The sequence below is a fragment of the Salinibacterium sp. SWN139 genome (genome assembly GCF_015864625.1).
GTDB lineage: Bacteria > Actinomycetota > Actinomycetes > Actinomycetales > Microbacteriaceae > Rhodoglobus.
This window is the reverse complement of record NZ_JADYWV010000001.1, coordinates 61,610-82,596: the sequence shown is the minus strand read 5'-3', so window position 1 is coordinate 82,596 and position 20,987 is coordinate 61,610. Positions and strand designations below refer to the sequence as shown.

The following is a 20,987-nucleotide window of genomic DNA, read 5'->3' as shown; positions in this document are numbered from 1 at the left end:
TAACAATATCTTGTTTATGCCCTTTATTCGCCTGCTTTCTATTACGTGTTGATCTCCATCGTTGACACACAATTGGCGTGGTGCTACATTCCCTAAACGGGGTTCATTGAACCCACAATTATTGGCAGCGTTGCCACTCCGGCAACGCGCAAACTTCAAGGGAGAGCGTCGCTGATGACCGCTGAGGCCTACGACAACGTTGTGACATCGGCAACGGCATACGATCGCGTACTCGACGCAGGCAAGGGCATCGTCCGATTGGCGCCAGCGTGGGTTCCCCGGGCATTCTGCACACCAGGCAAGCGCATCCGCCTTCATCCTGACGACTACTTCCCGCTCGGTCACGGCCGTGGCGGTATCGATGAACGCTGGCTTTCGTCATCCATCCGTGCCGACAACGGTCCGCTCACGGGTGCTTACGAGGGACTCAGCCTCGTCGTCGATCCCGACGGCGGACTCCTGCCGTTCGATGAGTTCATCGCTCACCACAAAGACGGCCTCATCGGTTCACGCCTCTGGGAACGTTTCGGTGCATGGACGATGTATTCCAAGTTCTACGACAACCTCATGCCGCTGCCATTTCACGTGCACCACTCGGATGAGAAGGCAGCGCTTGTCGACAAAGTCGGTAAGCCCGAGGCCTACTACTACTCGCCTCACATGAATGACAACCTCGGCATGCAGCCGATCTCGTTCTTCGGATTTCAGCCGGGAATTACTCGTGACCAGGTCAAGGAGCGTCTCATGCGCTTCGCCGACGGTGGAGATAATCGCATTACCGACCTCTCTCTCGGATACCGCACCCAGCTCGGCACCGGATGGGACATCCCCGCGGGAGTTCTGCACGCCCCCGCGAGTATCTGCACGTACGAACCGCAATCCGCCAGCGATGTGTTTGCAATGTGCGAGTCCTGGAGTAATAACAAGGAAGTCCCAGAAGAGCTGCTGTGGAAGGACGTGCCCGAAGCGCACCACGGTGACTATGACTTCCTGCTTGATCTCCTTGACTGGGAAAAGAATGTCGACGCGGACTTCGTTTCGAACCGTTTCATGAACCCGTACCCCACAACGGCATCCATCGCCGATGGCGGAAGTGCGTATGTTGAAAACTGGATCGTCTATCGCTCGGATTCGTTCAGCGCGAAAGAGCTCACGGTGCGTCCAGGTCAGACGGTGACCATCACGGACCAAGACGCCTATGGGGTCATTTTCGTTCAGGGCTCAGGCACTTTCGGTGCACATGAGGCGCAGGCAGCAACCGTTATTCGTTATGGACAACTCAGCCAAGACGAGTTCTTCGTTTCTGAGGCTGCAGCTCGTGCCGGAGTCACGATTACCAACCGCAGTTCGACTGACGACATCGTTATGCTCAAGCACTTTGGCCCTGGGAACCAGGAACTCGGTCATGTCGGCTGATGTTTATGGAAGCTCAGTTGATGAGGCCCTCCTTCGCGTAGGCACGATTGATCAATTCGCCCGGGTGGACCGTTTCGTCGAAGACGACGGTCCGGCGCGGGGCGCTCGCCGCTTTCGAGTTGTTAACGGGGGCGGACTCGAATTTGATGTTCACCCCGACCGTGCGCTCGACATCGGTGCGGCGACCATTAACGGAATTCCGCTCGCATGGTTGTCGTCGACCGGATTCACCCGGCCCGAGGCCCGCGAACCCGAGGGGCGTGGATGGCTGCGCAACTTTGCTGGTGGACTCGTTACGACGTGCGGCCTCGACAATTTCGGCCCACCGGTGGATGACGAGGATGGCGTCTCGGGAATGCACGGACGCATCGGCTCGATTTCGGCCCGCGTCTCCGAGGTAACCGTTACTCCCGAGCTGATCACGATTGCCGGTGAAGTGCGTCAGGCTGCTGTCTTCCACGAGAACCTTGTTCTTCGTCGCCGAATTACTTCGCGCGTTGGGTCGTCGTCGTTCAAGATCGAAGACACGGTGACGAACGAAGGCGAGAGCGCGAGCCCGCACATGGTTCTGTACCACGTGAATCTCGGATGGCCACTGCTCGACGCTGGTGCGGTCATCGAAATACCCTCTTCTTCTGTTGAATCTCGCGATGCAGACGCAGTAGCTGGTTTCGACCAGCGCGCCGAGATCGGCGAACCCGTAGCGGGTACATGCGAACAGGTGTACGTGCACGCCCCAAGCGCCGACCGCGTTGCCCGAGTCACTAACGCCGCTCGTGGACTCACTTTCACGCTTCGCCATTCCGAGACCCTTCCGGCGCTGTTCCAATGGAAGCTCACGGCGACGAAGCACTATGTTCTGGGTCTTGAACCCGCAAATACCGCTGAAATTCAGGGCCGTTCCGCTGCTCGAGACAACGGCAGGTTGCCGAGCCTTGCGCCGGGCGAAAGCCGTTCATACGCGATCGAGATTGAGGTGGATGCAGCATGACCCACACCCCGTTATTAGAGCTCAAAGGCGTCACCAAGTCGTTCGGTGCCGTCGCAGCTCTCGTCGATGCTGACCTCTCGCTCGATCATGGATCGATTCACGCGGTCATCGGTGAAAATGGCGCAGGAAAGTCAACCCTGGTCAAGATCATCGGTGGGCTGTACCGCCGCGACAACGGCGAATTCTTGATGGAAGGTACGAGCGTCGATTTCCAGAATACCCATGAGGCTAAGGCCGCGGGAATTTCTGTGATTTACCAAGAGCCAACACTGTTTCCCGACCTGTCCGTCGCCGAGAACCTTTTTGTCGGCCGGCAGCCGTACACCCGGTTGGGGTTTCTTGACCGTGCCCGGATGCGTCGCGAAACACGCGAGCTGACTCTGCGCCTTGGCGTTCCGATCGACCCCGACCGCGAAGCGCGGGGATTGTCGATCGCCGACCAGCAAGTGGTTGAGATCGCTAAGTCAATCTCCGTCGGCGCCAAAGTGATCATTATGGATGAACCGACTGCGGCTCTTTCTGGCATCGAAGTCGAACGGTTGATGGGCATCGCTCGTCAATTGCGAGACGAGGGCAAGGGCATCATCTTTATCTCACACCGTTTCGACGAAGTATTTGCTCTATGCGATGTGCTAACCGTGATGCGTGACGGAAGTTACGTCGCCACCAACCAGACCGCTGAAGTCACAGAAGACGAGATCATCCGACAGATGGTCGGTCGCAGCGTCGAGAACCTCTTCCCGAAAGAGGTCGCAGAGATTGGTGACGCCGTCCTTGAAGTCGAAAACCTCACCAGCATTGGCGTGTTCGAAGATGTGAGCTTTACGGTTCGTGCTGGTGAAATTGTCTGTTTCGCCGGCCTCGTCGGTGCCGGTCGAAGTGAGATTGCGCGGGCAGTGTTTGGCGTTGACGGCTACGACTCCGGGGTTGTCCGTCTCGGCGGAGCCAAGGTGCCCCGCAAAAACCCCGCAGCCGCTATGCGTTTGGGCATGGGATTCGTTCCCGAAGACCGACGCAAACAGGGCTTAGCGATGACGGCCGGTGTGCAAACAAATATCACCATGGCGATCCGCAATCGACTTGCGCGTTACGGAATCATCACGTCGACTCTTGAAGAGCCGAGCGCGCGAAACTGGGCAGCCCGTCTACACGTAAAAACCAACGCTCTCGATACCGAGGCGCAGATGCTGTCCGGAGGCAACCAGCAGAAGGTCGTCCTCGGCAAGTGGTTGGCTACCGAGCCCAGTTTTCTGATTGTCGATGAGCCGACGCGAGGAATCGACGTCGGCACCAAAGCAGAGGTCCATCGTCTGCTCTCCGAACTTGCAGGCAACGGCGTCGCCCTTCTGATGATTTCTTCTGAACTGCCCGAAGTTTTGGGAATGGCAGACCGAGTGCTTGTCGTGCGAGAGGGTCGAATTACGGCTGAGTTCTCGCGCGAAGCGGCCACCCCCGAGAACGTAATGTACGCCGCAACCCACGCACCGGAGGTGGCAGCATGACCACGACCCTGAAACTCCCGCCAACCGAGACGGGCCGGTCTATGTTCGGCAAAATTATCCGCGCTCGCGAAGTCAGCCTCATCGTGCTCATCATCGCGCTCGTCGCGGTCACGACAGCGATCCAGCCATCGTTCCTTTTCAGCGATGGGGGATTCCGTGAGCTTCTTCGCCAGCCCACCATCCTGATTCTGATCGCGCTCGGCCAAGCGATCGTCATCATCACCCGAAATATCGATCTCTCGGTCGGCTCGATTTTGTGCCTGTGTACCTATCTTTCCGGCTGGCTCTTCGCGAACGTTCCCGGCATCCCGATTCCGGTCGTCGTCGTGATCGGTATCCTGCTCGGTGCCTTCCTCGGATTGATCAACGGCTTGCTCGTTGCGTTCCTTAAGGTGCCTTCGCTGGTGATTACTCTCGGCACGCTTTACGCGTACCGCGGTATCGCAATCCTGTGGATCGGCCCTCACTTCATCCGGTCAAGCTGGTTGCCTCCCGAATACCGCGAGATCGGCACCATGCAGTTTTTTGGTATCCCAGTGCTGTTGATGATTGTCGCTATCGTGGTGCTCTTGGTCGCCTGGTTCATGACGAGCCGGCGAGCAGGTCGCAACCTATATGCACTGGGTTCAAACCCAGAGGCGGCGACCCTATTCGGTCTGAGCGAACGTCGGCTCACGCTCAACGCCTTTGTCACGAGTGGGGCGCTCGCGGGCCTCGGCGGGCTCGTCTATCTTTCGATCTACGCCACGGGTGACGCCAAGGTGGGCACCGGCTACGAGCTCGAATCGGTCGCCGCAGCGGTGGTCGGCGGTGTCGCCATCATCGGCGGATCGGGCACGATCTGGGGCGTGGCGCTTGGAGCGTTCTTCCTGGCCACCATTAGTAGCGCACTACCGGTTCTTGGTGTTCCGAGCCTCTGGCAGCAGTCGATCGTCGGTATCTTCATCGTCGGCGCGATCGTACTCGACCGGCTTATGTTCCTCAACCGAACACGTCAGGCTAAGAGAAAGGGACAGTCACTATGAGCGCTGTCATGACTGACCCCGCCGCGGCAGCAAAGTACCAGCGCTACGGCCGCCCGCTCTGGCGTCGACTACTGTTGCGCACCGAAACCGCCATCATCGCGGCGATCGTGCTCCTGATTGTTATTGCGACGGCAACCGTGCCCTACTTTGCCCAGCCGTATACGTATTCCACGATGATCCTGAATTCCGCACCGATCCTGCTGATGCTGATCCCGGTCACGTTGATCATCATCACCGGCGAAATCGACCTGTCGGTCGGCAGCGTGCTCGGCTTCTCGAGCGCCATCTTCGGGTTGTCTTACGCGGCCGGTGTTCCTCTCTCGCTGGCTGCCGTGCTGGCGATCGTGGGTGGGGGCCTGATCGGGCTGTTCAACGGGGTGCTCGTTACCGTCGTCGGATTACCTAGCCTCGCGGTAACCATTGGCACGTTGGCGCTCTTCCGGGGAATCGCTGTCGGGCTGCTCGGTACTCGGGCCGTTACTGACTTTCCTCAAGAGGTGCTCAGCTTCGCAATCTCGCCGGTCTTTGGCTCGCCGCTTCCCATCGTGACTGTTGCGATCCTGGTGCTTGTCGTCGCATTCGCGGTCCTCCTGCACTTCACTCCCTTCGGCCGTGGTGTGTTTGCGATCGGATTGAGCCCGGAAGCGGCAGCGTTCTCTGGCGTGCGGGTCAATCGCACCAAGCTCATCCTCTTCGTGCTGAGTGGACTCGTTGCATCAGCGACCGGTGTCTACTACACGCTGCAGTACAGCAACGCGATCGGTACTAACGGATTCGGATTCGAACTTCAAGTCGTCACGGCAATCGTGCTTGGCGGTGTCTCAATTTGGGGTGGCCGCGGAACGTTGCTTGGAGCGCTGGCTGGCGGAGTGCTTATCGCAGCGCTCAACAAGACGCTGCAGCTCGCCGGAATCGGGTCCGACACCATCAGCATCGTCACCGGTGCTGCCCTCATCTTCTCCGTCGTCGTCGCAAGTGTCTCTGGCTCAATTTCGCGCCGACGCCGAGGGAAGGCTTCCGCGGTCTCCGCGGGAGCTTAGCGCCAACCAGCTTCACCATCCCAACCACAATGCACCACAATCCACACAGGAAGGCAGAACAATGAAGTTCACATTCAGTAAAACTTCGCGCAAGCGCGGGGTAGCAGCTGTAGTAACCGTCGCGGCCTCCGCGATGCTGCTCACCGGCTGCGTTGCCCCCACGGGCGATGACAGCGGAGACGGTGACGCGAGCGCAAGCGGAAGCATCACCGTCATCCCTAAGAGCCTTGGCAACAAGTACTTTGAGGCGTCGGACAAGGGAGCTGCCGCTGCAGCTGCGGAACTCGGTCTTACCTTTACCGAGGCAGGCCCGACCGCAACCGGTTCGGCTGACCAGGTTCCATTCATCCAGACTGCAATCCAGACGGGCCAGGGAGCAATCGTCATTGCGGCGAACGACCCCGCAGCTGTATGCAACGACTTGACTGCTGCGCAGACCGCGGGCGTCAAGGTTGTTGCCTACGACACCGACACTGATTGCCGCGACGTCTTCATCAACCAAGCAACGGTCGATGGAATCGCACAGGGTCTTGTTGACCTCACCGCGGCTCATCTCGGCGCTGATGGTGGAACCATCGCGATCCTGTCTGGTGGAGCAAACGCCGCCAACCTGAACGCCTGGGTTGACGCTATGACCGCAATCATCGAAGAAGACCACCCCGAGATCACGATCGCTAAGGTCGCTTACGGTGACGACATCGATGAGAAGGCATACCAGGAGGCTCAGGGACTCATCCAGAGCATCCCGGACCTCGACGCGATCATCGCCCCCGACACCGTTTCGGTGAAGGAAGCCGCTCACTACCTCGCAGACACCCCTGAGTACCAGGGCGAGGTCTGGGTTACCGGTCTTGGTCTTCCGAGCGAAATGGTTGAGTACATCGACAGCGGTGTAATCGAGCAGTTCGGTCTTTGGAACCCAGAAGACCTTGGTTACCTTGCTTCATACGCAGCTCAAGCACTCATCAACGGTGACATCACTGGCGCTGAAGGAGACACTTTCGAAGCAGGCACGCTCGGTGAATACACCGTCGGCGCCGGCGGAGAGGTCGTCCTCGGCCCGATGTTCGTCTTCGATGCGAGCAACGTAGGCGACTTCTCCTTCTAAGGACGAGTTAGCTCCTAAGATTCGTCGAGAGGCGAACGGAATATCACGGTAGAGCCCGCGGCAGCACTTGTTGCGGGCTCTACCTATCCAGCGCGAAGGAGGCCGATGATGGCGACCATTCATGACGTCGCACGCCACGCGGGTGTGTCTGCGGGAACGGTGAGCAACGTGCTCAACCGCCCGGCGTATGTTGCCTCCTCCACGCGCGAACGGGTTCAGGCCTCAATCTCTGAGCTGGGGTACGTTCCGACCCCCAACGCCCGACGTTTTCCGGCCGGCCGCCAGCGCACGCTGGGGCTCGCCTTGGCTGATCTATCCAACCCATTCTTTGTGGATGTCGCACTCGGGGCGGAAGCGGAGGCCAAGTCCCTTGGCGTAGGCGTGGTCATTACCCACAACGGCAACGATGTGGGTCGTGAGCACGACAACCTCAACCTCTTGGTTCAGCAACGTGTACACGGCATCATGATTGCGCCCGTGCAGGCTGACGACGTAGCACTCGACCGTTTCGATTCCCGCAACGTTCCATTGGTGTACGTCGACAGGGTCGCGGAACAGTCCAGCCGTTGCTGGGTTAAAACCGACGACTTTGCCGGCGGACGACTTGCTGGAGCACACCTAGTTTCTCTCGGACACCGCGATGTCGCTTTCGTTGGGGACCTCGGCACTAACCCCCAGGTAGATCGGCGTTTCGCCGGTTTCATGGAAGCACTGTCACCGGTCAGAATCGATCCTCGCCGTATCGTCACAGACTCCTGGCAAATTCAGGATGGACGGCAGGCGGCCGCGAACCTTGCGATGCTTCCTGCCCGCTCACGTCCCACCGCAATCATGTGCGGCAACGACCTCCTTGCTCTTGGCGTGCTCTTGGAGTTCGCCCACCGGGGCATCCGGGTTCCGCAGGAGATCAGCATTGTCGGATTCGATGACTTGGTGTGGGCGCAGGCAGCGACGATTCCGCTCACTACGGTGCTCCAGCCGCGAGAAGAGCTGGGGCGGCGTGCCGTTCGGATGCTTCTTGACGAAATTGACCGCGGCGAATCCCATACTCACCACCATGACTTGCTTGTCCCTGAATTGGTGGTGCGCGATTCAAGCGCGGCACCGCCATCGTCCCGTCTTTCGGCGTGACGAATACACCATCAGACTCCGAGAAGGAACGAATTATGACTACCAACTGGCAACCCAGCCTCGTTACTGAGGACCTCGTCGCGCTCACTCGTACGCTCGGGGAGCCCGCCAAGGACCTCGTGATCCTCGCAGAGGGAAACACTTCGCAGTTGCTTGCAGATGGGCGTCTCGTTGTGAAGGCATCCGGCGTATATATGGCTCGCGCCGACGCAAATGATTTCGTGGTGACGGACGTGCAACCGCTCATCGACCTCATGGATGATCCTGAGTCGACGCAAGAAGATCTGACAGCGCTGCTCGATGCCGGTGAGCACGATGGCGTTCGACGCCGAGGGTCCATTGAGACCCTCGTGCATGCTGCGGTGCAGTCGGTGCTCCCGGCAGCGTATGTCGCGCACACTCACCCCACTGCTGTGCTCGGTCTGCTCTCAAGCATTCATGCGGACACTGCTTTTGCGGAGTGGGTTTACACCGATGAAGCAGTCGTGATCGGCATTCCGCTCTTCGTTCCGTACGCTGCGCCGGGAATCGCTCTGGGGCGACTGTTCCTCGAACGCTTGCGAGACTACTTCGCTGAGCATGGCGCGCTACCGTCGGTCGTGCTGTTGGGCAACCACGGCATTGTCGCCATCGGAGGATCTGCGGATGCTGTTGAGGCAATCACTCTCATGACTGTTAAAGGCGCGCGAACCCGCGTGCAGGCGCTATCGGTTGGGGGAGTTTCTGGCCTCGGTAGCGAAGCTGTGGCGCACTACTTTGAGCGCACGGACATGATTGAACGTCGCAAGAACCTCGCAGGAACCGTCTAATGTCGCCGCTGAACGGGTGCTGACGGTGGCGGCGCTGTGGGTTGGCATTGACCTGGGAACCCAGAGTACAAAGGTATCCATCGTTGATGATGACGGCGCTGTTGCGGCCTCGGCATCGTTACCTTTGGTCAGCCATCGCGATGGCGAACGTCACGAGCAAGATCCCGGAATGTGGGTCGCCCAAGCGGGTGCGGCACTTTCGGTAGCGATCGACTCGCTCGCAGCGAACTCAGTGCATCGTATTGCCGGGGTGTCGATTTGCGCGACCTCCGGTACCGTCACCACGGTGGATTCCGCGGGGCGTCCCCAATCGCCGGGCATTATGTATGACGATGCTCGGGCAGGTTCGCTCGGGCAGGAAGCAAACGAGGCTGACCCTCAGCGGTGGGCTCGACTCGGCTATCGCATCCAACCCACGTGGGCACTCCCGAAGATTGCGTGGCTTGCGCGTAACGGCATGCTTCCTGAGGGTCGGTGGGTTGCCCATCAGGCCGATGTGCTCGCAGCGGCTATGGTCGGAACACGAGTGTCTTCTGACTGGAGCCATTCGCTGAAATCGGGCTACGACCTGGGTGAGTTGGAATGGCCCGTTGGCGCTCTCACCACCTTGGGAGTCGCTCCGGCGAAGTTGCCAGAGGTCGTCGCCCCTGGCACCGAGCTTGGGCAGTCGAGTGAGCGTTGGGCAGAACTCACCGGGCTTCCGGCTGGCACCCCGATCTTTGCCGGTATGACAGATGGGTGTGCCGCCCAGCTCGGCGCCGCCACTCTTGGCCTTGGTGATTGGCACACAGTGATCGGTACAACGATGGTGCTCAAGGGAGTAACGGATCGCATCATCATTGACGACGCCGGCGCTGTTTACTCCCACCGCGCTCCTCATGACGGGCTGTGGTTTCCGGGCGGTGCTTCCAGCGTCGGCGCTGGGGCAATCACGGAGGCGCTTCCGTCGATTGATCTCGCCGGAGTGTCTCAACGCCTTAGCGCTTCAGGGGATCAACTTTCTGCGATACCCACGAGTTATCCTCTTGCCGGGGTCGGTGAGCGGTTTCCGCTGATTCGCCCGGACGCTCGAGGTTTTGTGACTATCTCGGGAGTTGATTACAGCCTCAAAGAAGCCGCAACGCGCGAGGATCCCGACCTGCTAGCTGCAGCGATCATGCTCGGTGTCGCGTGCGTTGAGCGGCTCAGTTTCGAGACGATGGCCCACGCGGGCGCTGCCGTTGATGGAACGTTGAGTTCATCAGGTGGGGGCACGAAGAACAAATGGTGGACGCAGTTGCGCGCCGACTTGCTCGGCCGCAGCATCACCATCCCGCGCTCATCGGAGGGTTCGATTGGAATGGCAATTCTTGCAGCATGGGCCGGAACGGCGAACGCCGTATTGCCCGAAACCGCGTCGCGTATGTCCATTGTGGGCAGCGTTGTCGAACCGCGGTCCGAACATGTGACGCAGTGGAACGATCGCTATGACGAGTTCGTTGCTGAACTTGTCTCGAAAGAGTGGATAACCGAATGACCACCCTCTTGCTCGCGCGCCACGGCGAAACAGCCTGGCATGCCGAAAACCGCTACGCCGGGAGCACGGATGTTGCGCTCACCGAGCTCGGCATCTCTCAAGGTGAGCAACTGGGGCGCTGGGCAAAAACGCAGCCCATCGATGCCGTCTACGCCTCTGATCTTTCTCGTGCGGTAATCACGGCGACGCCGGCAGCCACCGCGCTCGGATTGCCTCTCAGGATTGAACCTGCGTTGCGGGAAGTGCATTTCGGTCGAGGCGAGGGTCTTACTTCCGCTGAAATGCGTGTCACGTTTCCGGATGAGGCAGCACGCTTCGTTGCCCACCCTGGCACCGTCCCGCTGCCCGACGGGGAGTCGGGGGAGGACGCCGTTGCTCGTGCGTGGGGTGCGCTTGAGAGCATCACCGCGCGGCATCCTGACGGCACCCTGCTTGTCGTTATGCACTCCACGCTGATGAGGCTCATCCTGTGTCGCTCGCTCAGGATTCCGCTCGACAGATACCGCACGACGTTCCCGTCGGTAGCGAACGTAGCGATCACCACCGTCGCGTGGAACGCCGACACCGATATCAGCGCCGACTTCAACGGGCCAGCGCTTCTTGGATACAACGTTCCTACCGCTCCTACCGCTCCTACATCTCCTCCAGAAACTAACTGAACTCACAACTCAACCCACGAATTCACCAGCGTTAACGAAGACAGGAAAACATCATGACCGGTTTCGCTCAGATTGAATCATTGCTCGCCCAGCAGGCTATTGAACTGCCATCGTGGGCTTTCGGCAACTCAGGAACGCGTTTCAAAGTGTTCGGGACGCCCGGAACTCCGCGCACCCCAGAAGAGAAGATTGCGGATGCAGCGCAAGTCAATATGTTCACGGCGCTGTCTCCGTCTGTTGCTCTGCACATCCCGTGGGACAGGGTTGATGACTATGAGGCGCTCGGTGCCTTTGCGAACGAGCACGGTGTTGCTCTCGGCACCGTGAACAGCAACACTTTTCAGGATGACGACTACAAGTTCGGGTCGCTCACGCATGTCGATCCGACGATTCGCCAGAAGGCGATCGACCATCACTTCGAGTGCATCGACATCATGGGTCACACTGGTTCTCGCGACCTGAAGATTTGGCTTGCGGATGGCTCGAACTATCCCGGCCAGGTCGACCTCCGTGGCCGTCAAGATCGCCTTGCCGACTCGTTGCGGCAGATCTATGACCGCTTGAGTGGTGAGCAGCGGATGGTGCTCGAGTACAAGTTCTTCGAGCCCGCTTTTTATCACACTGACGTTCCCGACTGGGGCACCTCGTACGCTCAAGTGTCTGCGCTCGGAGAGCGTGCGCTGGTCTGCCTCGATACGGGTCACCATGCTCCGGGCACCAATATCGAGTTCATCGTGATGCAGCTGCTGCGCCTCGGCAAGCTGGGGTCTTTCGACTTCAATTCGCGCTTTTATGCCGATGACGACCTCATCGTCGGCGCTGCCGATCCCTTTCAGCTGTTCCGCATTATGTTCGAAGTGGTGCGCGGCGGTGGCTACGGCGCCGACAGCGACGTCGCCTTCATGCTCGACCAGTGCCACAACGTTGAAGACAAGATTCCAGGCCAGATCCGCTCGGTGCTCAACGTTCAAGAAATGACAGCACGGGCCCTTCTTGTCGACAGGGATGCTCTCGCCGCAGCCGAGATCGCTGGCGATGTGCTCGGGGCCAACGCTGTCATGATGGATGCTTTTTACACTGACGTGCGCGGCGACCTCGCTGCGTGGCGAGAGTCGCGCGGGCTTGCGGCCGATCCTATGCAGGCGTACGCGGCATCCGGGTATCAGCAGAAGATCGCGACGGAGCGGGTGGGCGGCGTCCAAGCAGGGTGGGGCGCCTAAGCAACGGCTGCATTCCCGACGATGCTAGCGCCCGTCAATCACCACGTACGCGAGGGGCTCACCGGCGACGAGCCGCCGCGCTTGCTCGCGCATCACGGCATCCACTCGGGCGTGCATGGCTGAGGTTGCGCCGCCGATGTGCGGCGTTATCGTCACGCCGGGAATCGTCCAGAGCGGGTGGTCGCTCGGCAGTGGTTCCGGCTCAGTGACGTCGAGCGCCGCGCGAACGTGACCGGTGGATGCCGCAGCCACGAGGGCGTCGGTGTCAACGATCTTGCCCCGAGACACGTTCACGAGAAGCGCGCCAGGTTTCATCGCCTCGAGGAAGGCGGCGTCCACGAGCCCCGTGGTGTCGTCGCTGAGGGGCACGGCGATTGCCACGATGTCGGCTTTGGCGAGCAGCGCAGGCAGCGCATCCATTGATTGCACGGCGCCGCGGGCATCGCTGCGGTTGGTGCGGGCGACGCGCACAACGTTGGCGTCAAAGGGGGCAAGCTTGTCGGCGATCTGGTTGCCGACGCCACCGGCGCCGACGATGACGACGGTTGTGCCCGCAACACCGGGCTGTTCGTGCTGGTCCCACGTGCCGGTCTGTTGGTTGGCGAAGTGCTGAGGAAAGCCGCGCTGCTCAGAGATGATCATGCCGACGGCGAGCTCGGCGGTGGAGGCTTCGTGCACGCCAATGGCGTTGCAGTAGGTGATGCCTGCGGGGAGACGGCTCTCGACGCCGTCATAACCGAGGGATTGCGACTGGAGGGCTGCGACATCCATTCCGGCAAATGATGCGAGACCGCCACTCGCGCCGAGGTAGCCGAGGAGCGCGAGGTCGATGTGCACTGGGGGAGCGCCGTCGGCCGGACCCCACACGATGACGTTAACGTTGGACAGTTGCGGCGCCAGTCGGTCGAACGTCTGCTGGTCGGGAAGGGCGATTGTGATCATGGCGCAGGTCTCCTGAGTGTGGCGTCGGGCGGCGATCATTCCAGCATGCCTTATGGAAGGTTATTCAAGTCGTAACGCCCTGCCACTATGCTGGCGGCCACATCATTGGTCGAGGCGGGGAGGCAGGTCATGGCACGGTGGCCGGTTCTGCCCCGTGAAAGTGAGCGGGATGCTGTGCTTGCGGCCCTTCGCGGCCCTCGACCGCGTTCGGTGATGTTGCGCGGCCCGAGTGGCGTGGGCAAGACCACATTGGGCGCCCACATCTCGCACGCGTTGCGCGCCGATGGACGCACTGTGGTGCCTGTGATCGGTCTCGCTGAGCTCGTGGATGTTCCCCTCGGTGCCCTTGCCCCGGTGCTCGCCAGTTCGGGCAGGCACGATCTCGAGAGTGTGAGCGACCGCGTTCAGGCCCTCGTCGGTGTGGTGGGGGAGAACCCGCAGAAGTTTGTGCTCGTCATCGATGATGCTCCACTCCTCGATGCCGTTTCGGCGAGCGTGCTTTACCAACTGGTACGTGTCTTCGGCGTCACGACGCTCCTGACAGCCCGGGATTCGCACGAACTCGACGGCCCCATCGCGCGACTGCTGCACGAAAACCTCATCGACATCGTTGAGCTCGAAGGGTTGAGCCTCGAACACAGCCAGTCGATCCTCCAACAGTATTTGGGCGGAACGTTGCGCCCCGAGAGCCTGCGCGGTCTCTTCGAGGCGAGCCGCGGCAACCCACTGATGCTGCGCGAACTCATTTTTGCGGCAGCGCGAGCGGGTGGCATCCACAGCGGTGATTTTGGGGTTGAAGTGTCGATCGCGACGCTGCCGAAGCATGTGCGCGCAACGATTGCCGATCGCGTTCAGCAGCTCACAACCGCGCAGCGTCGTCTGGCTCAGCTCATTGCGATCGCGCAGCCGATTCCCCGTGCAGCCATGAGGGCCGAGGAGGCGGATGCGCTTGCCTTCCTTACGAGCGAGGGCATTGTCGAAGACGCTGGCGACGAAACAACACCTCTTCTGCGGCTTGCGCATCCTCTCTTTGCCGAGGCGCTCACGATCGAGCTGACGCAGGACGCACGCGCAGAGTTGGTCACGGAGATCGCGGGCCGACTGATTCCGATGGGCGATCAGCAACTGCGATTCACGGCAACGGTATTGCTCATCTCGACGGATGCCGTGATCAGCAACGACGATCTGGATTGGGCGGCAAGCTACGCCCATGCCGCCGGCGACCATGCTGTTGCGGCATCGCTCGCGGAACGCGCCCAACTCAGTGAGCGACGTTTCGCGCCCGAGCTGGTGCTCGCGAGTGCGCTCTCGGCTCTGGCCCAGTCCGACCGGGCGTCCGCAGTGTTCGAGTCGGCGATTGGTCTCTCCGGTGATGACGAACAGCGGGCTATTGCCCTCGCCCGCTGGGGTCAGCACATGGTTTATCGCCTCTCTCGACCCTCGGATGCTGTCGACCGGGTGACGTGCGAATTATCGCGAATGGATGCTCGCGCTCAGCCGGTGCTGCGTCCGGAACTGGCCAAGTGGCAACTCATGACGGGAGACGCTCAAGCTCTCGCCGAGGTCGCCGACCCGGTATCTCCCGAGGGTGGGCTCGGCGCCGTGAACGCGGGACTCACCGCGGCAATGATCGCGACGATGGCGGGCAATCCCGCCGATGCGTTTGCCGCCATTCTGCAGACCCGACCCCTCGCCAACGCTTTCCGCTTTGAGGCGCCGTTCGCGAGCTCGCTTCTCGATCTCTCCGAGTTCTTGGCGCTCGTTGCCTCAGCCGAGATCGGCCGCGCCCGCGATTTCGCAACCCAGCGCCGCCTCGACCGGTTCGCAGATTCTGCCGGGGTGTGGTCGTACGCGCTGGCCATTGTGCGCCTTCACGAGGGGCGATTGAGCGACGCCCAATCGCTCGCCACTCTGGCAGTTGAACAGTTGAAGTGGCGCGACTTCACCGGGTTGTTTGGCACCGCGATTGCCTTGCACGCCACCGTCGACGCCCAGTTGGGTGAGCCAGAAACAGCCAGAGAACTGCTCTCCGAAATCACCCCAGAGCATGCTGGCGACGCCAAAGTCATTCTGCAGCGCGCCGAGTGCGAGGCCTGGTTGTTGGCGGCCGAGGGGCGCACCGACGAAGCGGCCGGCGTGATCGTCGCGGCTGCCGCCGAGGGCATCATCCTCGGTCACTTCTTGCTGAGTGCCCTCACTCTTACTGTGGCGATTCGGGTGGGGCACCCCGCTGTCGCGCGCGAGCAACTGGAACTGCTGACGCACCTCTCGCCTTCGCCGCTGGTGGCCAGCATCCGCGACTGGGCAGAGGTGGCAGCCGAAGCGGATGTCGCCCGCCTCTGTGTGATCGCTCCCGCTCTTGCCTCCTCGGGATTAGCGGCACTCGCGGTCGATGGTCTTCTCGCGGGTGCACGCACCGCGGCGAAGGCCGACCGGCGCGAGTTGGAGCGCAAAGCAACGTTGCTCGCCCGCCGCCTCGCGGCCGACATGGATCAGGTGCCGGGGGAGTCTCACGCCGCCGAGCTCACTGAGCGAGAGTGGACAATTGCCCGGGCTGCTGCTGGCCGCAAACGCAGTCGTGAGATTGGCCAGCAGCTCGGGTTGTCTGTCAGAACCGTTGACAACCATTTGGCTCGTATTTATCGCAAGCTGGGGGTCAAGGGTCGGGTTGAGCTTGAAGAGGTTCTTGCCGAGCTGTAGCAGCGGCGAGAACGAAGCGGGTCTTTACTCCTCGTTCGCGGACACGATCATGTTCACGAGAGTGCCGTCTTCTTCGGTGGTTCCCCACGAGTATTGAATGATCCAGTCGTCACTTTGTAGACCGTAGAGAAAGCCCTCGTCGCCGAGCGAGAGCTCGGAAATCATTTCAAAGCCACTCGAGACGAGCTTGTCGTAGCCAGCTTGCGCTGCCGCTTCATCCCCCACGTTGATGGTGGCGCTGTAGCCCCCATCGATGCCGAGCGAGAAGAGAATGTCGCCGTCCGGCGCGGGTACTTCTGCGGGCCACGACTTCGGCAGCGAGCCTCCAGTACCGTCGCCATCGACATCCACGTCGACACCGGTTGCGCCCTCAATCGCGTTTTCAACGGTGTTCTCGATGAGGTTGTCAGTGAAGTCCTCGAGCGGGTTGCCGAAGCAGCCGGAGAGGGAGACGGAGAGCCCTGCCGCCAGGGAGATGGCGATGGCGCTTTTCAGCGCGCGCTGTGAAGTGATCATGCGCCAAGTAAACTCCTCGGCCGTGCTCGGGCGCGTGAGTAAAAACTACCTATCTCTGAGTAACAGGCTCAGGTGTCGGCAGGTAACGTGGAGCCATGCCGCTTACAGGAGAGTACGAACCCAGCACGTCAGAGTGGGCCCGCAATCAGGCCGACGTTTTTGAAGCCAGCAACGGCCACGAGGGCAACCTCATGCGCGGGATGCCGATCATTGTCTTGACCACGGTGGGTGCCAAATCCGGCAAGCTGCGCAAGACCGCGCTCATGCGAGTGGAACACGATGGCAACTATGCCGTTGTTGCCTCGCTCGGTGGGGCACCGAAGCATCCGGTCTGGTACTACAACATCGTCGCTCAGCCGCACGTTGAGCTGCACGATGTGGGGATCAAGGGTGATTTTATGGCCCGCGAGGTGACCGGTGACGAGAAGGCTCTCTGGTGGGAGCGTTCGGTCGCGGCGTACCCCGACTATGAGGATTATCAGGCGAAGACCGAGCGCGAGATTCCGGTCTTCGTGTTGGAGCCGATCAGCGCCTAAGTGCGCCGTCGGGACTCAGCGAACGGCTGGGTCAGAGCGCCCGGCCGATCATGAGTCCGAGCGCCGCTACCAGCACGGCGACAGCAAGCATGCCGAAGGAGTTCGCGATGGCGAGCCACACCCGGTTTTCTTGCAGCAGCCGCAGAGTCTGAAAGCTTGTCGTGCTGAACGCGGTGAAGCCGCCCACCATGCCGACTCCGGCGTAGAGGCCGAGTTCTTCGGGCACGAAATGACCGGCCGTCATTCCCGTGATGAGGCCGAACAGAAACGATCCGGTGATGTTGATGATCGACATTGCGACGGGATAGTTGGTGCGGATGCGGCGGTGCACGAACGCGTTCACGGCTAGGCGTAGGGCGGCGCCGAGTCCGCCCGCGACGGTGATGAAGAGTGCTCCGATGATCATCGAACCAACCGTTCGTGCTGGCGCAGAATGCGGAACCAACTCTTCGACGTAAAGACGCCCAGCCAGACGGCTCCCGCTCCGGCAATGAGCGTTGCGCTACCGTAAGCAACCGCGAGCAGCACGTGGTGGCGTTCCGAGACGATCACAATGTCAACTGCGAGCTGCGCGTAGCTCGTCAGGGCTCCCAAGAACCCGACGGCAGTAAGGAGCCGGATCACGCGCATCCGCCTAGATTCTTGACGTTCGGCCAGACTCTGCAGCAGTAGCCCGAGCAGGAACGGCCCCGCGACGTTGACGATCACGGTCCCGAGCGAGAGGGTTTCCCAGATCGGAGTCGTCTGCGCGATGATGAATCGCACAGCAGCACCAAGGCCACCACCAAGGGCGGCGAGTGCAAGATGACGGGGGCGGATGCGGATCATCTCCGGCATCCCCACAACCGTGCGGGTGATCTCGATATCGCTGTTCATCGGCAGCCGGGCTCGCAAGCGCCGTCGCCAGCGCGGGAAATGCCACGGGCGGCGCAGCGGCGCGTGGAGCTCGTCGGCGTCGGCGGGCAGCCGGTGAGCCTGCGGCCGGTCGTCCGGGGCGTTGGGCACGGCGAGCCTCCGGTCGTTGCAGTGGTTGCTCTTAACAGTAGCGAATGAAAAGTCGTGACGATTGGCCCCAAACAGGCGTACTGTATCCCGGTGCACAACATCCTTCGCGGGACGGGTAATAGGCGAAAACTGGTTCACCCAGCGCAGCTCACTCTTCTCGGGTTTTTGATTGGTATCGCAGCGGGCACAGCCCTGCTGGCGCTACCCATTTCGCGTACCGGTCCGGGCGGCGCAACCCTCGTGGAGGCGTTCTTCACTGCGGTCTCCGCGATGTGTGTGACCGGTCACGTGATCGTCGACACCTCCACGTATTGGACCGGCTTCGGCCAGGTCGTCATCATGGTGCTGATCCAGGTTGGTGGCTTCGGCGTCATGACGTTCGCCTCCATCATCGGTATCGCCGTCGTGCGAAGACTGTCGCTGCGCTCTCGCATTACGGCCGCGGCAGAGACCAAGAATGTTGGTTTCGGTGACGTGCGGTCGCTGATTCTCGGTGTGCTCAAGATTTCCCTCATCATCGAGGGTGCCGGTGCGGTCATCCTCTTCTTCTGGTTCCTGCTTCGCTACGGCTACAGCGTGGGCGAGGCGGCGTGGTTCGCGCTTTTCCATGCAGTGTCGTCGTTCAACAACGCTGGCTTTGCGCTCTTCAGCGACAACATGATGTCGTTCGTTGACGACCCGGTGGTCTCGCTCACGCTCTGTGCCGAGATCATCCTCGGTGGTCTCGGCTTCCCGGTGATCATTCAACTGCTGCGCTTCGGCGGAAACCGTCTCAAGTGGAGCATGAACACGCGCATCGTGATCGCCGCGACTCCACTGCTTCTCGTCGCGGGTGCCGTCTACATCACGCTCATCGAGTGGAACAACCCCGCGACCCTCGGCCCGCTCGACTGGCACACCAAGATTCTCGCCGGGTTTTTCCAATCCGTGCAGACCCGCACCGCTGGCTTCAACAGCATCGATATCGGTGCCATGAGCGAAGCGACCCAGTTCGGGATGACCGCGCTCATGTTCATCGGAGGCGGCCCGGCCGGCACTGCCGGTGGCATCAAGGTCACGACGTTTGCGGTGCTGTTCTTCATCCTCCTCGCGGAGGTGCGCGGAGACGGCGTCGTGAATGTTTTCGGCAAGCGACTGTCGCGCGCGGTGCACCGCCAAGCGATCGCGGTGGTCTTGCTGTCGGGGGGAGTCGTGGCGACATCCACGGTCACGATCATGTTGTTGTCGGGGTTGCCGCTGAGCCCGGTGCTGTTCGAAACCGTCTCGGCCTTCGGCACGGTCGGGCTCTCAGAGGGCATCACCCCTGAACTGCCGGTCGCGGCGCAACTGATCCTCGCTGTTCTCATGTTTGTGGGCCGCCTTGGTCCAATTAGTTTTGCTACCGCGCTCGCTCTGCGTGAGCGCGCTGTCCTGTATGAACTTCCCAAAGAAAGGCCGATCATTGGCTAAATTGCGCATGTTCTCTGGTTCGGATGCTTCGAGTGTGGCTGCCGCAGATTCGGTGGCGGTGATCGGGTTGGGCCGTTTCGGTCGCGCCCTCGCGCTGGAGCTCATGGCCAATGGCACTGAAGTGCTCGGCATCGATCTGGATGAGTCGATCGTGCAAGAACTCAACGGCCAGCTCACTCATGTGGTCGCCGCGGATTCAACGCGTGAAGAGGTGCTGCAGCAGTTGGCGGTGCCTGAGTTCGATCGCGTGGTTGTCGCGATCGGCAGTGACATTCAGGCGAGCATCCTCACGACGTCGCTGCTGTTGCGGTTCAACGTGGCGCACGTGTGGGCGAAAGCGGTGAGCGACGCGCATGGCACGATTCTGGAACAACTCGGCGTGGGCCACGTGATCTACCCCGAAAAGGAGATGGGTCGCCGGGTAGCTCATCTCGTGCGCGGTTCCATGCAGGACTACCTTGAGATCGGCGACGATTTTTCGCTCGTCAAGATGGCGCCGCCCGTCGCGATCATCGGCAAGACGCTCGGGGAATCGCGGGTTCGTTCAACGGCGGGCGTCACGGTCACTGCGGTGCGTCCGCACGGCGGAGCGTGGACCTACACTGACGAGAAAACGGTCATTGCTGCCGACGACACCATTCTGGTTTCCGGCCCCACGAGCAAGGCAGAAGCCTTCAGCTTGCGTCGTTAGCGGAATGAACAGGCAGTCGGCGCGCGCGAGCGGCTGTTAGCGCAGCGAGCTCAACCAGATCTCGCAGAGCGCCTGCCACGCTTCGGCTGGCGTGCCTTCTGCAAGGCCCAAGCCGTGCTTGCCGTCCGCGAAGACGTGCAGTTCGTGGCGTACTCCGGCCTCTGCCAGCGCGGTAGCGAGCGGGTAGGAGTGCTCTGCGACCGGAACGGGTTCGTCGGCGGCGGTGTGCCAGATAAACATGGGGGGAGTGGCGGGCGTCACCAGCAACTCAAGAGAGGTGTCTTCCCGAAGATAATCGTTGGCATCCAGCCCAATGAGTTCTTCGCGTGACCCGGCGTGCGTCGGCGTCACCATGCTGACAACGGGGTAGCTGAGCACCGCGAAATCGGGGCGCTCTTCTGGCTTAGCGACGGGCGCGACGGCAGCGTGACCAGCTAAATGGCCGCCAGCGGAGAAGCCCAAAACGCCCACGAGCGGGGCCCCTAGCGCACGTTCTTTCGCAATTTCAGACTGAATTGCCAGCAAAGGGGCTGGATGTTTGGTGCTCACGGGGTATTCGACGACGCGGGCATTCCAGCCAATCGATCGCAACCAGGCAGCAACGGGCTCGCCTTCGTGGGGTGCGAGTCGCGAATAACCTCCGCCGGGGAGAACAAGAATTGTGGGGAGGTTGGCAGCCATTACTTAACTGTAAATTGTGCAAGACATTTCGGCTGAATCAACGCACTAGC

20 protein-coding genes are annotated in these 20,987 nt (G+C 61.0%); 15 read left to right on the top strand and 5 right to left on the bottom strand.

Going from position 1 to position 20,987, the window contains the following annotated elements:
- Window positions 1-174 precede the first annotated feature (174 nt).
- The 11 genes from I6E74_RS00405 to rhaI all read left to right on the top strand — a co-directional run bounded on the left by I6E74_RS00405 (window position 175) and on the right by rhaI (window position 12,417).
- Window positions 175-1,416: a hypothetical protein gene (locus I6E74_RS00405; protein WP_197121934.1), complete on the top strand. Its 1,242-nt coding sequence runs from the start codon at window positions 175-177 to the stop codon at window positions 1,414-1,416.
- Window positions 1,406-2,407, top strand: coding sequence for an aldose 1-epimerase family protein (locus I6E74_RS00400; protein WP_197121932.1), 1,002 nt, complete (start codon window positions 1,406-1,408; stop codon window positions 2,405-2,407). Before I6E74_RS00405 ends, I6E74_RS00400 begins: the two co-directional genes overlap by 11 nt.
- Window positions 2,404-3,909, top strand: a complete 1,506-nt coding sequence (locus tag I6E74_RS00395) for a sugar ABC transporter ATP-binding protein (protein WP_197121930.1) — start codon at window positions 2,404-2,406, stop codon at window positions 3,907-3,909. The genes I6E74_RS00400 and I6E74_RS00395 overlap by 4 nt, the downstream gene beginning before the upstream one ends.
- Window positions 3,906-4,934: an ABC transporter permease gene (locus tag I6E74_RS00390; protein WP_197121928.1), complete on the top strand. Its 1,029-nt coding sequence runs from the start codon at window positions 3,906-3,908 to the stop codon at window positions 4,932-4,934. Before I6E74_RS00395 ends, I6E74_RS00390 begins: the two co-directional genes overlap by 4 nt.
- An 8-nt stretch (window positions 4,935-4,942) precedes the next feature.
- A complete protein-coding gene (locus I6E74_RS00385) occupies window positions 4,943-5,974 on the top strand; it encodes an ABC transporter permease (RefSeq protein ID WP_231604439.1) in 1,032 nt (343 codons plus the stop codon).
- A gap of 61 nt (window positions 5,975-6,035) precedes the next feature.
- A complete protein-coding gene (locus I6E74_RS00380; protein WP_197121924.1) occupies window positions 6,036-7,082 on the top strand; it encodes a rhamnose ABC transporter substrate-binding protein in 1,047 nt (348 codons plus the stop codon).
- A gap of 105 nt (window positions 7,083-7,187) precedes the next feature.
- Window positions 7,188-8,213 (top strand): LacI family DNA-binding transcriptional regulator, encoded by a 1,026-nt coding sequence (locus I6E74_RS00375; protein WP_231604438.1) that lies wholly within the window; start codon window positions 7,188-7,190, stop codon window positions 8,211-8,213.
- 35 nt (window positions 8,214-8,248) lie between these two features.
- Window positions 8,249-9,022, top strand: a complete 774-nt coding sequence (locus tag I6E74_RS00370) for a class II aldolase/adducin family protein (RefSeq protein ID WP_197121922.1) — start codon at window positions 8,249-8,251, stop codon at window positions 9,020-9,022.
- A complete protein-coding gene (locus tag I6E74_RS00365; protein ID WP_197121920.1) occupies window positions 8,988-10,538 on the top strand; it encodes an FGGY-family carbohydrate kinase in 1,551 nt (516 codons plus the stop codon). The genes I6E74_RS00370 and I6E74_RS00365 overlap by 35 nt, the downstream gene beginning before the upstream one ends.
- On the top strand, window positions 10,535-11,197 hold the full coding sequence (locus tag I6E74_RS00360) for a histidine phosphatase family protein (protein WP_197121918.1): 663 nt from the start codon (window positions 10,535-10,537) through the stop codon (window positions 11,195-11,197). Before I6E74_RS00365 ends, I6E74_RS00360 begins: the two co-directional genes overlap by 4 nt.
- Before the next feature lie 53 nt (window positions 11,198-11,250).
- A complete protein-coding gene (gene rhaI / locus I6E74_RS00355; protein WP_197121916.1) occupies window positions 11,251-12,417 on the top strand; it encodes an L-rhamnose isomerase in 1,167 nt (388 codons plus the stop codon).
- A gap of 24 nt (window positions 12,418-12,441) precedes the next feature.
- On the opposite strand, the gene I6E74_RS00350 is transcribed toward rhaI, so the two are convergent.
- Window positions 12,442-13,359: an NAD(P)-dependent oxidoreductase gene (locus I6E74_RS00350; RefSeq protein WP_231604437.1), complete on the bottom strand. Its 918-nt coding sequence runs from the start codon at window positions 13,357-13,359 to the stop codon at window positions 12,442-12,444.
- A gap of 129 nt (window positions 13,360-13,488) precedes the next feature.
- Here I6E74_RS00350 and I6E74_RS00345 point away from each other — a divergent pair, with 129 nt between their 5' ends.
- Window positions 13,489-16,059, top strand: a complete 2,571-nt coding sequence (locus tag I6E74_RS00345) for a LuxR family transcriptional regulator (protein WP_197121912.1) — start codon at window positions 13,489-13,491, stop codon at window positions 16,057-16,059.
- A gap of 24 nt (window positions 16,060-16,083) precedes the next feature.
- On the opposite strand, the gene I6E74_RS00340 is transcribed toward I6E74_RS00345, so the two are convergent.
- On the bottom strand, window positions 16,084-16,575 hold the full coding sequence (locus tag I6E74_RS00340) for a hypothetical protein (RefSeq protein WP_197121910.1): 492 nt from the start codon (window positions 16,573-16,575) through the stop codon (window positions 16,084-16,086).
- 95 nt (window positions 16,576-16,670) lie between these two features.
- Here I6E74_RS00340 and I6E74_RS00335 point away from each other — a divergent pair, with 95 nt between their 5' ends.
- The gene (locus I6E74_RS00335; RefSeq protein ID WP_197121908.1) at window positions 16,671-17,111 is read left to right on the top strand and encodes a nitroreductase family deazaflavin-dependent oxidoreductase; all 441 of its coding nucleotides are present in this window, start codon (window positions 16,671-16,673) and stop codon (window positions 17,109-17,111) included.
- Between the two features lie 31 nt (window positions 17,112-17,142).
- Here I6E74_RS00335 and I6E74_RS00330 read toward each other — a convergent pair whose 3' ends face one another.
- Entirely contained in the window at window positions 17,143-17,517 is a 375-nt protein-coding gene (locus I6E74_RS00330; protein WP_197121906.1) for a CrcB family protein, read from the bottom strand.
- Entirely contained in the window at window positions 17,514-18,116 is a 603-nt protein-coding gene (locus tag I6E74_RS00325; RefSeq protein ID WP_197121904.1) for a CrcB family protein, read from the bottom strand. The genes I6E74_RS00330 and I6E74_RS00325 overlap by 4 nt, the downstream gene beginning before the upstream one ends.
- 90 nt (window positions 18,117-18,206) lie before the next feature.
- On the opposite strand from I6E74_RS00325, the gene I6E74_RS00320 reads away from it, so the two are divergent.
- Together I6E74_RS00320 and I6E74_RS00315 are read left to right on the top strand one after the other, a co-directional pair.
- Entirely contained in the window at window positions 18,207-19,565 is a 1,359-nt protein-coding gene (locus I6E74_RS00320) for a TrkH family potassium uptake protein (protein WP_197121902.1), read from the top strand.
- Window positions 19,558-20,256, top strand: coding sequence for a TrkA family potassium uptake protein (locus I6E74_RS00315; RefSeq protein WP_231601076.1), 699 nt, complete (start codon window positions 19,558-19,560; stop codon window positions 20,254-20,256). Before I6E74_RS00320 ends, I6E74_RS00315 begins: the two co-directional genes overlap by 8 nt.
- A gap of 36 nt (window positions 20,257-20,292) precedes the next feature.
- Here the strand turns inward: I6E74_RS00315 and I6E74_RS00310 are convergent, their stop codons facing one another.
- The gene (locus tag I6E74_RS00310; RefSeq protein ID WP_197121900.1) at window positions 20,293-20,937 is read right to left on the bottom strand and encodes an alpha/beta hydrolase; all 645 of its coding nucleotides are present in this window, start codon (window positions 20,935-20,937) and stop codon (window positions 20,293-20,295) included.
- Window positions 20,938-20,987: the final 50 nt, after the last annotated feature.

Coding starts and splice junctions, on each gene's coding strand:
- I6E74_RS00405 (WP_197121934.1), top strand. CDS start 175: ATGACCGCTGAGGCCTACGACAACGTTGTGACATCGGCAACGGCATAC.
- I6E74_RS00400 (WP_197121932.1), top strand. CDS start 1,406: ATGTCGGCTGATGTTTATGGAAGCTCAGTTGATGAGGCCCTCCTTCGC.
- I6E74_RS00395 (WP_197121930.1), top strand. CDS start 2,404: ATGACCCACACCCCGTTATTAGAGCTCAAAGGCGTCACCAAGTCGTTC.
- I6E74_RS00390 (WP_197121928.1), top strand. CDS start 3,906: ATGACCACGACCCTGAAACTCCCGCCAACCGAGACGGGCCGGTCTATG.
- I6E74_RS00385 (WP_231604439.1), top strand. CDS start 4,943: ATGACTGACCCCGCCGCGGCAGCAAAGTACCAGCGCTACGGCCGCCCG.
- I6E74_RS00380 (WP_197121924.1), top strand. CDS start 6,036: ATGAAGTTCACATTCAGTAAAACTTCGCGCAAGCGCGGGGTAGCAGCT.
- I6E74_RS00375 (WP_231604438.1), top strand. CDS start 7,188: ATGATGGCGACCATTCATGACGTCGCACGCCACGCGGGTGTGTCTGCG.
- I6E74_RS00370 (WP_197121922.1), top strand. CDS start 8,249: ATGACTACCAACTGGCAACCCAGCCTCGTTACTGAGGACCTCGTCGCG.
- I6E74_RS00360 (WP_197121918.1), top strand. CDS start 10,535: ATGACCACCCTCTTGCTCGCGCGCCACGGCGAAACAGCCTGGCATGCC.
- rhaI (WP_197121916.1), top strand. CDS start 11,251: ATGACCGGTTTCGCTCAGATTGAATCATTGCTCGCCCAGCAGGCTATT.
- I6E74_RS00350 (WP_231604437.1), bottom strand. CDS start 13,359: ATGATCACAATCGCCCTTCCCGACCAGCAGACGTTCGACCGACTGGCG.
- I6E74_RS00345 (WP_197121912.1), top strand. CDS start 13,489: ATGGCACGGTGGCCGGTTCTGCCCCGTGAAAGTGAGCGGGATGCTGTG.
- I6E74_RS00340 (WP_197121910.1), bottom strand. CDS start 16,575: ATGATCACTTCACAGCGCGCGCTGAAAAGCGCCATCGCCATCTCCCTG.
- I6E74_RS00335 (WP_197121908.1), top strand. CDS start 16,671: ATGCCGCTTACAGGAGAGTACGAACCCAGCACGTCAGAGTGGGCCCGC.
- I6E74_RS00330 (WP_197121906.1), bottom strand. CDS start 17,517: ATGATCATCGGAGCACTCTTCATCACCGTCGCGGGCGGACTCGGCGCC.
- I6E74_RS00310 (WP_197121900.1), bottom strand. CDS start 20,937: ATGGCTGCCAACCTCCCCACAATTCTTGTTCTCCCCGGCGGAGGTTAT.